Genomic DNA, 12,640 nt, shown 5'->3' on the forward strand with positions numbered 1-12,640 from the left:
GAGGTGAGCAGTGGCACAGAGTACGGCGACGCCCGCCGGACGCTAAGCCATGACTCAGTCGAAGGCGTAACCGAGGCGGGCGCGCACGGTGCCGAGGTAGTCGAGGCTAGACAGGGCGCGCGGGTCGGTGAAGAAGTAGCCGGGGGCCAGGGCGCCGTTGATGAAGGCGTTGTTCCCGCTGCGGCCGAAGTCGAGGTAATGGGCATCGGCCTCGATGCCGACGACCACGCCCGAGCCCGGGGTGAACTGGACGTTGTAGCCGACCTGGGCGCCGCCCGAGAAACCTTCCTGGTTGCGCTGGCCGAAATAGGCCGTCGTGCCGTTGCCGTACGGGGCCGGGACGGCGAAGCTCGAGGTGTTGTTGCTGCTGGCGTCGAACGCGTAGCCGGCGTTGATACCGAAATAGGCGCCCGTCCAGGTGAACACCGGCACGGGGGTGAACACCGGCGGCGGCGCGGCGCGGCGCGGCAGGTCGGCGGCCGAGGCGGCGCCGGTCAGGAGGGCCGTGGCGGCGCTCGCGAGAAGAAGCTTCTTGATCATCTGGTCCTCTGTCTCCCGTTGGGCGGGATGTGTACCCGATCACAGAACGACAGGTTGCGGCCGCGCGATAGTGCAGCGCTGCAACAGCGCGAAGTGATGTTTTCGGGCGGCCGATAATCCCGTGCGCTGCGGCACATTCCCGATGAAAGTGCCGCGATGCCGGTATTCCAGATGATTCCGTGAACAAGAAGCCCCGCCGCGCGAAGGCGTGCGGGGCTTGAGTTCGCTTGTGAACGTTCCCAGGACCAACCAGGAAGCTTCCCGGTGCGTTAGACCGCACCGGGTGACGGCCCGCAAGCCCACTCGGCGCGGCAGAAAGCAGTTACCCTTAACCGACGCCCGGTTGCGATCGTGCCCGCCGTCGAACGCCCGGAGACCCGGCGGGTCGCCGCCGCGTTCCACCGGGACCTCACGTCAATCTTCCGCGGGTCGGACCGGCCGGCGCCTGGACATGACCAGTGATCGCCGGGGCTCATCCGCCGCCGACAATTGCGGCTCATCTCGGCGACCCGCGGTTTATGCCCTTGGCCGATGGGGTTTCAGCAGTGCAGGGTCGCGCCGATACGACGAAGCGCGGGGTAAATCACGCACCCTCGCACGATCTGGCGCCGGCACAGCCCGCGCCCGGGCGGAGCGACCGGCCTGTGGAGAAGCGGCAGATGTCGAGCGTGACCGAGCGGACCGCCCGGCATCAGCGGATCGTGGCGCCCCTCCCCGGCCCGTATCCGGCGCTGCGGTCACGATCCCGGGACACGCGCATCAACCCGGTCGCGCGGCCGTTGATGGCGGCTTGCGCGCGGGGGCCGTCCTGTGGTGACCCTGTCGGCATGGTGCCGCTGCGATTCCCCGTCCGAGCCGGTCCCGGGCGTGGCCCGGGCGTGCCTTGCCTGCGGGCCTAGCGCGCCGATGTTCGGCTTCTCCCTCAATGCCACCGAACCCGACAGCATCGCGCACATCATCCAGGTGGCGCTCGCCCCCGCCTTCCTGCTCTCGGCGCTGGCGACGCTGCTCAACGTGTTCTCGACCCGCCTGGGCCGGATCTCCGACAAGGTCGACGCCCTCTCGGCCGAGGCCGCCCGGGCGACGACCGCCGAGGCCGCCCGCCTGTCCCGCCGGCTGACCTTCCTGCGGCGGCGCTCCTTCGTGCTCGACGTGGCCGTCGCCCTGGCCTCGCTCGGGAGCTGCCTGATCGGCCTGGCCGTGCTGACGCTGTTCGTCGGGGCGCTGCGCGACGGCGCCGCCGCGTCGATCCTGTTCGCGTGCTTCGGGGCGGCCCTGGTCTGCACCGTCGCGGCGATCACCGCCTTCATGACCGAGATCCTGATGGCCGGTCGCGGCGTGCGCGACGAGGTCGACCGCCATCAGGAACAGGCGCACGCGCGGCGGTGACGCCGCCGGCCCCGCACCCGGCGCCGTGTGCGCTCCGATCCCGTCCGCGCCGCCGCCGGCCGTGTTTCGATTGCATCTTGGCGGGAACCGGGCCTTAATCGGCTCGGTGCTTCATGTCGCCGCACGCGACGTCCGAGGGTTCCGTCATGACGATCGCGATCCTGGTGGCCCTCCTGGCCGGAGCTCTCTCCCTCGGCGTCCTGTCGTCGGTCGCGCCGTTCCGGCGTCGCGAAGAGATCGAGCTGGATGACGGTGGCCCGCTCGACGACGCGCTGTTCGATCCGGCCGGTCCGGTGATCGATCTGGAGCCGCGTCGCTAGAGCCTCGTCCCGACAGGCGGCTGCCGGCTTTCGGACCAAGACGAGGCCGATCAGAAACTCAGCACCTCGTGCCGGTGCCGATATCCGGCATGATGCGGCGGACGCGGCCGGGCCGGCGCTCTCCGCGGCGGCGTTACGATTCGGTCTCGGGCGCCCCCGCCCCGGAGGGCGTGTTCTTCTGCCCGGACCAGACGATCCGGCCGGCCGCGTCCCTCAGGGCCGCCGAGCCCGAACGGCCGGAGAGGAGCTGCGCGAATCGGGCCTTCGCGTCGGCCACGGCCGCGGCCTCGGAGGGCGCGTGGATCTGCTCGTCGTGGATGATGATGCCGCTGGCGCTCTCCCGGTGCACGACGCAGTGCAGCCGATAGGGCGCCGGCGGTGGGGGCGCGGCCATGGCGATCTCGGGACCGGCTGACGGCACCTACGCGGCGACCGGGCCGCCGGGCGCCGAGGATCCCCCGTCCCGGCTCGCGAAGACACAGCCCGACACGCACACCTCCCCAGTTGACCCTTGGGACAGACGGCATATCAGAAATATCCGGCCCGAAAACGCACGCTCGATATCGGTCTTTCCCCTGGCCGATCCGGTTCCGGCCCCGCAGACCCGGCCGCGAGTGCGTTCCGCCGCAGGGGATGCCGGTTCGGCGCAGGAACGCACGTTTTGACCCGGAGCCGGAGCCGTTCCCCGTCGCAGGCGACCGCGAACGGCCCTCGCGCATCGTCCGGGACATCGGAACCCGGACGATGCACCAGGTCTTCGGTTTCGCGTCATCGTTCCGGAAGCCGGAAACCACCGTTCGGCCTGATGCTTTACCGGCGCCGATGCGTGTGCCGCTCGACCACCCGCTGCCGATGCGTCGGCAGGCCGGGCCCGCGGGCGGGCGCCGTCCGGAGGCCGGCGGGGCGGGGCGCGGGCAGCAATTCCGGCGGGGCCCTGGGTGTCTCCACCACGACGGCCTCCAGAACCATCGGCCGTACCGGTCGCGCGGGGCGCGTCGGCCGCGCCGCGAGGGTCCCGAGGGCCCAGAGTCCGAGGCAGAGCAGGCCGACCAGGATCCCGTCCCCGGACGGCTCCGCGCGGCACATCAGGATCCCGGTGCCGGTGAGGGCGGCGGCGGCCGCGAAGAGCCGCGGTGTCGGATCGCCGGAAATCATGCCGCAGCCTCCGCGCTTCGTGCTGAATTCCCCTCGACGAGGCCGCTGCACGTGTCGTCAGCGGCCCGGCGCGCCGGACCTGTCCCGAGGCCGGCGCAGAACGCTCCCGCCTCAGCCGGCCAGGCTGGATGGCGGCTGCCACGCGACCCCGGGATGCTCGCGAATGTCGCCCGCCCTGGTCCCGGTATCGGCATCGCTCGTCCAGTCGCCGGGCTCCGCGATGGCGGCGATCTCGGCCTCCGGATAGGCCGCCGTCAGGAACAGGCGCGCCTCGCCCTCGGCCTCCGCCCTGACCGTGACGAGGGGCTTCTGTCCCCGGGCGTCGCGCACCTGCGCGATGAACAGCTTGGTCATGATCCCCCTCAGGCCTCCACTTCCTCGACGTGAAGGCCGCCGGCCCGCAGGTGGGGCGGGATGCCGGCACGGTCGCGGTAACCGGCCGCGTGGGCCATCGCGTCCAGGGCCGTCAGGGAATCGAGCGCTGCGCCGATCCAGAGGATGACACCCGTCGCCGCCTGCATGATCCGGAAGACCTTCACGCCACACTCGCGTCCGCACAGCCCCATTGGTCGGACAAGCTCGGCGCGCGCCCGGCTGTTCCCGGTCGAAACGGTCGCGACGAACGATTGTGCCGGCGCCGCCGAAGCGTCTCGCCCCGGAACGGGCCCGGGCGGCCGGCGTTGTTCGGCCCGAGTCGGCGGCAGCCGGAGGTTTCAAGGTCATCGCCGGCTGCAGCCGGCACGGCGAGACCCGATCGGGACGGAGCATCATGACCAGCCGCACCGTCCCGTCCGCCCTGCTCGCCCGCGTCGCCGGCTCCGCCGGACTGGCCGTCGCGCCGCGCACGCCCAACGGAAGCACCGGCAATGGCGCCATGGGCAGCGACGCAGCGCCCGGCGGCCGGTAACGCGCCGTTAACCATGACCGCCGAAACCCCGGGGCCTCACGACCGTGCAACTTTCCCGTCCCGCAGCCGTCCGGCTCGCGGGACGTCTCGTATCCGGCCCGTCGTCCCGGATGGCCGCAGGCGCGGCACCCCTCGGCGCGCAACGCGCTCACGGGTCGAGGGCGTCGTCATCGCCGTGATCGCCGGCTTTCGGAACCAGGCGAAGCCCCCGCGCTGTCCGGGTCCGCATTCGATCACCGGCGGGGCATCGTCTCTTCCTCTTTTCTTTAAAGCCGCATCTCCTGTAAGAGGCGCGGCCGGACGAGTACTCGAACACGGGGGTGTACGACACGGGTGATGCGATCGAACTCAGTTCTCCGGCTCGAGGATGAGCGGCCAGGTCTTCATCAGGCGGCGGCCTGGCGCGAGGCCGTCGCGCCGTTCTGGACCTTCGCGATCCGGAAGGAAGATCTCGCGGATTTCCGCGGCCGGTCGCATGTCCAGCACCTCGGCAATGCGATCTTCTGCCGTGCCGGCGCCTCGGGCCTGCGCTTCACCCGCGAACGCGCCCTCGTGGCCCGCATGGGGGTCGATCACATCCTGGCCCATGTCCGCCTCTCCGGACGGTCCCGGATCGAGGCCGGCGGCGGCGAGCGGGATTGCGGCCCGGGCGACATCTGCCTGCTCGACCTATCGCGGCCGCTCTCCGCCTGCTCCACGGACTACGAGGCCCTGACGGTGGTGCTGCCGCGCGGGCTCTTCGGCGCGCATCAGGGGGGGCTCGATTCCCTCCACGGTCGGGTGATCCCGGGCGCGAGCCCGTTCGGCCGGATGCTGAACGATCATCTGCGCGCCCTCGCCGCGCACGCCCCCGGCTTCTCGGAGCCGGAGGCCGCGGCGGCCGCGCAGGCGACGGCTTTGCTGCTCGGCACGGCGGCCTCCGGCCTGCCCGGCGCGGGGCCGGCCGGCCGAGACCCGGACAGCGCCCCGCTCCGCCTCGCCCTCCGCCGGTTCATCGAGGCCGAGCTGGCCGCCCCCGACCTGAACGCCGAGACGCTCGGGCGGCGGTTCGGCCTCTCGCGCAGCGCCCTGTACCGCCTGTTCGTCCCGCTCGGGGGCGTGTCCGGCTACATCCGTCAGCGCCGGCTCGCTCGCGCCTACCGCGACCTCGCCGCGGGCGGCGGGCGCGGCGCCCGCATCTCGGAGGTGGCGTATCGCTGGGGGTTCGAGAGCCCCGCGCATTTCGCCCAGGCCTTCCGGGCCGCGTATGGCCACGCCCCCCGGGACCTCCGGACCCGGCCCGAGGCCCCCGCGGACGCGGCCCCGACCGAGGCCTGGACGGATTTCTACGGCTGGGTCCTCAGGCTGGCGGCCTGAAGCGCAGGCCCGTGCGGCGCGCGCGTCGGGACAGGCCCCTTGTGCGCCCCGCCCCGCATCGACCATAACCCCCGCGATGATCTTCTGGGTTCGGCATGGGCGCGCCGTCCGGGCGCGGGGCTGGTGGGCGCTCGCCGTCCGCATGCTCGCGCTCGTCCTGACGCTGTCGGTCGCCGGACCGGGCTTCGGCCTCGCGGCGGATCTCGCCTTCCACGCGGGCAGCCATCACGGCCGGGGCGCGGGACCGGCCCTCGACGCGCCGGCAGCAGCCGCCGCTACCGCCGATCCCGGCCTCGACACCCACCTCCATTGCGGCTGCCATCAGGCCGCCCGCCTGGAGATCGCGGCGGTGGCGCCGGCCGCCGTCCCGGGCCGGCCGCTGCGGGCCGGCCGCGCCGAGGTGCGCGCCTCCGTCAGTCCCGACCGGCTGCCGCGGCCCCCGCGGGCGTGAGCTGACGCCGCCGACCGGCGCGCGTCCCGCCCGGAGACCGGAAACGGCCCGGGCCCGCCCTCACGCGACCCCTGAACCGGACCTCCGGGCCGCCGCGCGCGGCGCCCCGCCGTCCCGGCCGAGCCGATCCCATGCGCATCCTCCCGTCCGCGGCCCTCGCCGGGGCCCTTCTGGCCGCCGGCATCGCCCTCGGTGCCGCCGTTCCGACCCTGCCCGCCCGCCTGCGGCAGGCCCTCTCCGTCGCCGGGCTCGCGCCGGCCCCGGCCGCCGGCGACGGTCACGCCGCACCGGACGACCACCCGCACGACGGCCCGGCCCACGAGGCGGGCCAGGCGGAGGGGGTGATCCGGATGCGGCCCGATCAGGTCGCGGGCCAGGACATCGTCACGGCGCCGGTCGGCGGCGGCACCCTGGCGCGCCACCTCCTCGTACCCGGCACCATCACCCCCGACACCGACCGGATCGCCCGGGTCCCGGCCCGGGTGGTCGGGACCGTGGCCGAGATGCGCAAGCGCCTCGGCGACGCCGTGCGGACGGACGAGATCGTGGCGATCCTCGACAGCCGGGAGGTCGCCGACGTCAAGAGCGAGTACCTCACCGCCCAGGTCCAGGCCGAGCTCCAGCGGATCAACTACGAGCGCCAGCAGAAGCTGCTCGCCTCCCGGAGCGCCTCGGAGGCGGCCTTTGAGACCGCCCGGGCCGCCTTCCTGGAGACCCAGCTCCGGGTCGACCTCGCCCGCCAGAAGCTGTCGGCGCTCGGCCTCGACGCCGCCGAGGTCGCGGCCGCCCAGAAGCGCGACGAGGCGACCCCGAACCAGTCCACGCTCCGGCGCTACCCGCTGCGCGCGCCGCTCTCCGGCCGCATCGTCGAGCGCCGGGTCGATGTCGGCACGGCGGTCGGCAAGGAGGGCGACCCGGCCGACCTCTACACCGTGGCCGATCTCTCCACGGTCTGGATCGAGCTGTCGGTGCCGACGCTCGATCTCGCCCAGGTGCGGGAGGGCGCCCGCGTCACGGTCACCCCGGGCCGGGCGGGCGAGGCGGAGCGCCGCGCGGAGGGACGGGTGATCTTCGTGAGCCCGTTCCTCAACGCCGACACGCGCTCGGCCCGGGTGGTGGTCGCCCTGCCGAACGCCGACCTCGCCTGGCGGCCCGGGACCTTCGTCACCGCCGAGGTCGCGATCGCCGAGGACGTGGTCCCGGTCCGGATCCCCAAGGCGGCCGTCCAGACCCTCGCGGGCCGGAGCGTGGTCTTCGTGCGCACGGCCGAGGGTTTCGCCGCGCGCCCGGTCACCCTCGGCCGCTCCGACGACGAAGCCCACGAGGTCACCGCCGGGCTCGAGCCCGGCGCCGAGATCGCGATCGGCAACACCTTCCTGCTGAAGGCCGAGCTCGGCAAGGCCGAAGCCGGCCACGACGATTGAGGCGGCGGACCATGATCAGTCGCATCCTCGCCGTCTCGGTCCGCCAGCGCTGGCTGGTGCTGCTCCTCGTGCTGCTGGTGGCGGGTTTTGGGGCCGCCGCGCTGACGCGGCTGCCCATCGACGCCGTGCCCGACATCACCAACAACCAGGTGCAGATCAACACCCTGGCGCCGTCGCTCTCGCCGGTCGATGTCGAGCGCCAGGTCACCTACCCGGTCGAGACGGCGCTCGCCGGCATCAAGGGGCTGGAGTATACCCGCTCGCTCTCGCGCAACGGCTTCTCGCAGATCACCGCGGTCTTCGCCGAGTCCCTCGACATCTACTTCGCCCGCCAGCAGGTCGCCGAGCGCCTGTCGCAGGCCAAGGAGGACCTGCCGCCCGGGATCGAGCCGCGGATGGGCCCGATCTCCACGGGGCTCGGCGAGATCACCATGTGGTCGGTCCAGTACGCCCCGCCGGCCGAGCGGACCGTGGTGCCGGCGGGGCGCCCGGGCTGGCAGCCGGACGGGCGCTACCGGACCCCGGAGGGCCAGATCCTCGCGACGGAGCTGGAGCAGGTCGCCTACCTGCGCACGGTCCAGGACTGGATCATCCGGCCGCAGATCAAGTCCGTTCCCGGCGTCGCCGGGGTCGACGGGATCGGCGGCTTCGAGAAGCAGTACCACGTCCAGCCCGACCCGACGACGCTGACCGCCCTCGACCTGTCCTTCGCGGACGTCGCCCGGGCGCTCCAGGCCAACAATGCCAACCAGGGCGCCCGCTACCTGGAGGAGAACGGCGAGAGCTACGTGGTGCGTGCGGCCGGGCGCCTGGAGAGCCCGGAGGCGATCGCCGACGTGGTGGTGGCCAGCCGCGGCGGCGTGCCGGTGCGGATCCGCGACGTCGCGGCGGTGCGGATCGGGCGCGACCTGCGCACCGGCTCGGCCAGCGAGAACGGGCGGGAGACCGTCATCGGCACCGCCCTGATGCGGATCGGCGAGAACAGCCGCACGGTGGCGGCCGCGGTCGACGCCCGCCTGGATCAGATCCGGCGCGCCCTGCCCCCGGGCATCGTGGTCCAGACGGTCCTCGACCGGACGCAGCTCGTCGACGCCACGATCCGGACCGTCGCGAAGAACCTCGCCGAGGGCGCGGCCCTCGTCATCGTGGTCCTGGTGATGCTGCTCGGCAACATCCGGGCCGCGCTGATCGCCGCCCTGGTCATCCCGGTCGCCATGCTGATGACCGTCACCGGCATGGTCGCGGGCAGGATCTCCGCCAACCTGATGAGCCTCGGGGCGCTCGATTTCGGCCTCATCGTCGACGGGGCGGTGATCATCACCGAGAACGCGCTCCGCCACCTCGCCGAGCGGCAGCAGGCCCTGGGGCGTTCCCTCGCGCTGGAGGAGCGCCTGGAGACGGTGCGGGTCTCGGCCGAGGAGATGATCGCGCCGTCCCTCTACGGGCAGGCGATCATCATCCTGGTCTACGTGCCGCTCCTGACCTTCACCGGCGTCGAGGGCAAGATGTTCCAGCCGATGGCGCTGACCGTCATCCTGGCCCTGGCCGCGGCCTTCGTCCTGTCGCTGACTCTCGTGCCGGCCCTGATCGCCATCGCGCTCACCGGCCGGGTCACGGAGGCGGAGAACCCCCTGCTGCGCGGGCTGAAGGCGGCCTACCGGCCCGTCCTCGGCGCGGCGATCCGGGCGCCCGCGCCCTTCGTCGGGGCGGCGCTGCTGCTCCTGGCGGGGGCGGGCCTGCTCGCCGCCCGGCTCGGGACCGAGTTCATCCCGCTCCTCGACGAGAAGAGCATCGCGCTCAACGCCACCCGGATCCCGTCGACCTCCCTGACCCAGTCGCAGGCGATGCAGCTCAAGGTCGAGCAGGTGATCGCCCGGTTCCCGCAGGTCGCCTACGTGTTCTCGAAGACCGGCACCGCCGAGGTCGCCACCGACCCGATGCCGCCGAATTCCTCCGACACCTTCGTGATGCTCAAGCCGCAGGCGGACTGGCCCGACCCGGCCCTGCCGAAGGCCGAACTGCAGGCGCGGATCGAGGCGGCGCTGAGCGAACTCGCCGGCAACGTGTACGAATTCTCCCAGCCGATCCAGCTGCGCTTCAACGAGCTGCTCGCCGGCACGCGGGGCGACCTCGCCGTCAAGGTGTTCGGCGAGGCCTTCGCGCCGATGCTGGAGACCGCCAACCGGATCGCCGCGATCCTGCGCGGGATCCCGGGGGCCGACGACGTGAAGGTCGAGCAGATCGCCGGCCTGCCGGTCCTCGAGATCCGGATCGACCGGACCGAGGCCGCCCGGCTCGGCCTCAGCACCGGGGCGATCCAGGAGGTGATCGGCGCCGCCATGGGCGGCAAGGCGGCCGGGCTCGTGTTCGAGGGCGACCGGCGCGTCCCGATCGTGGTGCGCCTGACCGATCAGGTTCGCGAGGACCGGGAGGCCCTGGAGAACCTGCCCGTCCCGCTGCCCCCGGGGCCGAACGGCAAGGCCGCCTCCGTGCTGCTGCGGCAGGTGGCGCAGTTCTCGGTGACCGAGGGGCCGAACCAGATCAGCCGCGAGGACGGACGGCGGCGGGTCGTCGTCACCGCCAATGTCCGCGGACGCGACATCGGCTCGCTGGTGGCGGAGGCGCAGGCGCAGGTCGCCGCTCAGGTGAGGCTGCCGGCAGGCGCCTCCGTGACCTGGGGCGGCCAGTTCGAGAACCTCGCCTCGGCCCGGGCGCGCCTCTCCGTGGTGGTGCCGGTCTGCTTCGTGCTGATCGTCCTGCTGCTCACCGCGGCGCTCGGCGGCGCGCGGGACGCGCTGCTCGTGTTCAGCGCCGTGCCGCTGGCGCTCACCGGCGGCATCGCGGCCCTGTGGCTGCGGGGCATGCCGCTGTCGGTGCCGGCCGCGGTCGGGTTCATCGCGCTCTCGGGCGTGGCGGTGCTGAACGGCCTCGTGATGCTCAGCGACATCAAGCAGCGCGTGGTCGCCGGACGGCCCCTGCGGGCGGCGATCCGGGACGGCGCCCTCACCCGGCTGCGGCCCGTGGCGATGACCGCGCTGGTGGCGTCGCTGGGCTTCGTGCCGATGGCGCTCGCCACCGGCACGGGCGCGGAGGTGCAGCGGCCGCTCGCCACCGTGGTGATCGGCGGCCTGATCAGCGCCACCCTGCTGACCCTGGTGGTCCTGCCGGCGCTCTACGCGCGATTCGGCCGGGCCGGCGGTTCCGCATCGCCCGGAGGGTGACCGGATCCGGGCCCTGCATGGGTGCTGCGCGTCGGCGGCGGGCCCTGCCGAGACGCACAGGCATGTGCGGCATCCGGATTATTGAGGAGCCGACTTTGGATAAGTGCCGCCATCATTCGTTCTGTCGTGACTATTGTTTGTGATGCTCGACGTGTAATTACCCGTATAAACCAAACAATATTACGACAGGGTTTGAAACTTGACAGAGTGCCGTTTAACTTACAAGAAATAGTGTTTCATGGGCGCAATCATATCCGACAATGAGGCCTAGAGATTTATGAAAATCGGCATTCGTTTGCGACTATACGCGGGATTTGGGCTGCTTGTTCTGATCGCCGCCGGTATCAGCGGATATTCGCTCTACCAGCAAGCTGTCATCAACGAGCAATATGCGCTCCGCGGCCGCCTGGAGCTGATTGCGCGGACGATCTTCACGGTCAACAGCCTGGCTGCGCGCCTCGCCGGTGAGGCCGAGCAGTACCGGCTCGCCCCCACGCCCGAGCGGATCGTCGCCCTGGAGCAGACGCGCCGCGACATCGAGGAGACGGGCAAGACGCTCATCGGATTGGCGATCACGGAATCGCGCCGCAAGGTGTATGTCGAGATCGAAGACAACGCCCGCGCCCTGAAGCCGGAGCTTGACCGCCTCGCTTCGGCGGGCGTCAGCCTGTCTCAGGCCAAGGAGCGCCTGTTCACGGGTGGCGACGAGCTGACCAGCGCGACCAATACCCTGGTCGCTGAGGCGCACGCCCGCGCCAGCGCGGCGCTGCTCGGCGACGCCCAGACCGTCGAGAGCGCCGTGCTGCTGGTTCGCGTCGCCAACTGGCGCTTCCTGGCGACGCTCGACCCGAAGGGCCCGGCGACCTTCACGAAGAACGTCGAGAAGGCCGAAGCCACCCTGAAGGCCTTCCAGGGCGCCGAAGGGAGCATCGCCTTCGCCCCCCAGATCAAGGCGGTGATCGAGAAGCTGGAGGCCTATGGCAGCAACTTCCAGACGACCGCGAGCGCCCTGGACGGCCTAAAAACGGTGTTCGAGACCGGCATCAAGCCGCACACGGGCGTGATCGTGGCGCGCAGCAACGCGGTGCGCGACGGCATCAACGTCGCGGTCGAGGAGAACGCCCGGGCCGTGGAGACCGCGGTGGCGAGCGCGCGCAGCGTCCAGTTCGTGCTCGTCGGGCTGGCGCTGGTGCTGGGCGTGGCCCTGGCCCTGGTCATCGGCCGCAGCATCATCCGCCCGGTGGCCGGCATGACCGATGCGATGCGCCGCCTCGCCGCGGGGGACACCACCGTCGCGGTGCCGTCGCGGGACGCCACGGACGAGATCGGCGCCATGGCCAAGGCCGTGGACGTGTTCCGGCAGAACGCCATCGCCCGGACCGAGCTGGAGGCCGCCCAGGCCGCCGAGCAGGAGGCCCGCCAGAACCGGGCCGACCGGATCGACCAGCTCGTCCGTGCCTTCCAGGAGAAGATCACCCATTCGCTCGGTATCGTCACCGCGGCCACCACCGAGCTCGACGCCACGGCCCGCTCGATGACCCAAGTCGCCGACGACACCAGCAGCCAGGCGGTCGCCTCCAGCAGTGCCGCCGAGCAGACCGCGTCCAACGTCCAGACGGTGGCGGCGGCGGCCGAGGAGATGGTGTCCTCGCTCCAGGAGATCGAGCGGCAGGTGGTGCGCTCCAACGCGGTGGCCGGTCAGGCCGCCCACGAGGCCGAGGCGACCAACGCCGCCAGAAAGCCGATCGACGAACGCCATCGGCTCGGCTCGCTCGCCCAGGGCGGCTTGCGCCAGCTCGTAACCTGGTGAACGGCTCGATCGCGGCGAGGAACGGCCTCGAGAAGCACCGTTCGCGCCGCGCGGCTCACGGCTGGGC

At 72.2% G+C, this 12,640-nt stretch carries 12 protein-coding genes and 1 pseudogene; 8 read left to right on the forward strand and 5 right to left on the reverse strand.

The features are described from left to right. Positions 1-57 precede the first annotated feature (57 nt). Positions 58-540: pseudogene (locus MKK69_RS26205) on the reverse strand (porin family protein); the annotation flags it as partial. 906 nt (positions 541-1,446) lie between these two features. On the opposite strand from MKK69_RS26205, the gene MKK69_RS26210 reads away from it, so the two are divergent. Both MKK69_RS26210 and MKK69_RS26215 read left to right on the forward strand, forming a co-directional pair. After that, the gene (locus MKK69_RS26210; RefSeq protein ID WP_243972818.1) at positions 1,447-1,929 is read left to right on the forward strand and encodes a DUF2721 domain-containing protein; all 483 of its coding nucleotides are present in this window, start codon (positions 1,447-1,449) and stop codon (positions 1,927-1,929) included. A 146-nt stretch (positions 1,930-2,075) separates the two neighbouring features. Beyond that, positions 2,076-2,249: a hypothetical protein gene (locus tag MKK69_RS26215; RefSeq protein ID WP_243972820.1), complete on the forward strand. Its 174-nt coding sequence runs from the start codon at positions 2,076-2,078 to the stop codon at positions 2,247-2,249. Between the two features lie 133 nt (positions 2,250-2,382). Here the strand turns inward: MKK69_RS26215 and MKK69_RS26220 are convergent, their stop codons facing one another. The 4 genes from MKK69_RS26220 to MKK69_RS26235 all read right to left on the reverse strand — a co-directional run bounded on the left by MKK69_RS26220 (position 2,383) and on the right by MKK69_RS26235 (position 3,943). Then, positions 2,383-2,643, reverse strand: coding sequence for a hypothetical protein (locus MKK69_RS26220; RefSeq protein WP_243972822.1), 261 nt, complete (start codon positions 2,641-2,643; stop codon positions 2,383-2,385). A 416-nt stretch (positions 2,644-3,059) separates the two neighbouring features. Beyond that, on the reverse strand, positions 3,060-3,404 hold the full coding sequence (locus MKK69_RS26225; RefSeq protein WP_243972823.1) for an energy transducer TonB: 345 nt from the start codon (positions 3,402-3,404) through the stop codon (positions 3,060-3,062). Positions 3,405-3,515: 111 nt separating this feature from the next. Further along, positions 3,516-3,758 (reverse strand): hypothetical protein, encoded by a 243-nt coding sequence (locus tag MKK69_RS26230; protein ID WP_243972824.1) that lies wholly within the window; start codon positions 3,756-3,758, stop codon positions 3,516-3,518. 8 nt (positions 3,759-3,766) lie between these two features. Next, on the reverse strand, positions 3,767-3,943 hold the full coding sequence (locus MKK69_RS26235) for a hypothetical protein (RefSeq protein WP_243972825.1): 177 nt from the start codon (positions 3,941-3,943) through the stop codon (positions 3,767-3,769). A gap of 230 nt (positions 3,944-4,173) precedes the next feature. Between MKK69_RS26235 and MKK69_RS26240 the strand changes: the two genes are divergently transcribed. From MKK69_RS26240 to MKK69_RS26265, 6 genes are all read left to right on the forward strand, one after another. Next, entirely contained in the window at positions 4,174-4,311 is a 138-nt protein-coding gene (locus MKK69_RS26240) for a hypothetical protein (protein WP_243972826.1), read from the forward strand. Positions 4,312-4,647: 336 nt separating this feature from the next. Continuing rightward, entirely contained in the window at positions 4,648-5,667 is a 1,020-nt protein-coding gene (locus tag MKK69_RS26245) for a helix-turn-helix domain-containing protein (protein WP_243972827.1), read from the forward strand. A 76-nt stretch (positions 5,668-5,743) separates the two neighbouring features. Beyond that, entirely contained in the window at positions 5,744-6,118 is a 375-nt protein-coding gene (locus MKK69_RS26250; RefSeq protein WP_243972828.1) for a hypothetical protein, read from the forward strand. Between the two features lie 131 nt (positions 6,119-6,249). Continuing rightward, positions 6,250-7,542, forward strand: coding sequence for an efflux RND transporter periplasmic adaptor subunit (locus MKK69_RS26255; RefSeq protein WP_243972829.1), 1,293 nt, complete (start codon positions 6,250-6,252; stop codon positions 7,540-7,542). A gap of 11 nt (positions 7,543-7,553) precedes the next feature. Then, complete coding sequence (locus MKK69_RS26260; protein WP_243972830.1) at positions 7,554-10,763, forward strand: efflux RND transporter permease subunit; 3,210 nt, start codon at positions 7,554-7,556, stop codon at positions 10,761-10,763. Positions 10,764-11,040: 277 nt separating this feature from the next. Next, positions 11,041-12,573 carry a HAMP domain-containing protein gene (locus tag MKK69_RS26265; protein ID WP_243972832.1) on the forward strand — a complete coding sequence of 511 codons (1,533 nt, stop codon included), beginning with the start codon at positions 11,041-11,043 and terminating at the stop codon, positions 12,571-12,573. The last annotated feature ends 67 nt before the right edge of the window (positions 12,574-12,640 follow it).

The organism is Methylobacterium sp. J-026 (assembly GCF_022829585.1).
In the GTDB taxonomy this organism is placed as follows: Bacteria; Pseudomonadota; Alphaproteobacteria; order Rhizobiales; family Beijerinckiaceae; genus Methylobacterium.

What these genes read in the sequence shown, in the direction of transcription:
- MKK69_RS26220 (WP_243972822.1), bottom strand. Translation starts at nt 2,643, where the DNA reads ATGGCCGCGCCCCCACCGCCGGCGCCCTATCGGCTGCACTGCGTCGTG.
- MKK69_RS26255 (WP_243972829.1), top strand. Translation starts at nt 6,250, where the DNA reads ATGCGCATCCTCCCGTCCGCGGCCCTCGCCGGGGCCCTTCTGGCCGCC.
- MKK69_RS26215 (WP_243972820.1), top strand. Translation starts at nt 2,076, where the DNA reads ATGACGATCGCGATCCTGGTGGCCCTCCTGGCCGGAGCTCTCTCCCTC.
- MKK69_RS26245 (WP_243972827.1), top strand. Translation starts at nt 4,648, where the DNA reads ATGCGATCGAACTCAGTTCTCCGGCTCGAGGATGAGCGGCCAGGTCTT.
- MKK69_RS26250 (WP_243972828.1), top strand. Translation starts at nt 5,744, where the DNA reads ATGATCTTCTGGGTTCGGCATGGGCGCGCCGTCCGGGCGCGGGGCTGG.
- MKK69_RS26260 (WP_243972830.1), top strand. Translation starts at nt 7,554, where the DNA reads ATGATCAGTCGCATCCTCGCCGTCTCGGTCCGCCAGCGCTGGCTGGTG.
- MKK69_RS26240 (WP_243972826.1), top strand. Translation starts at nt 4,174, where the DNA reads ATGACCAGCCGCACCGTCCCGTCCGCCCTGCTCGCCCGCGTCGCCGGC.
- MKK69_RS26230 (WP_243972824.1), bottom strand. Translation starts at nt 3,758, where the DNA reads ATGACCAAGCTGTTCATCGCGCAGGTGCGCGACGCCCGGGGACAGAAG.
- MKK69_RS26265 (WP_243972832.1), top strand. Translation starts at nt 11,041, where the DNA reads ATGAAAATCGGCATTCGTTTGCGACTATACGCGGGATTTGGGCTGCTT.
- MKK69_RS26225 (WP_243972823.1), bottom strand. Translation starts at nt 3,404, where the DNA reads ATGATTTCCGGCGATCCGACACCGCGGCTCTTCGCGGCCGCCGCCGCC.
- MKK69_RS26210 (WP_243972818.1), top strand. Translation starts at nt 1,447, where the DNA reads ATGTTCGGCTTCTCCCTCAATGCCACCGAACCCGACAGCATCGCGCAC.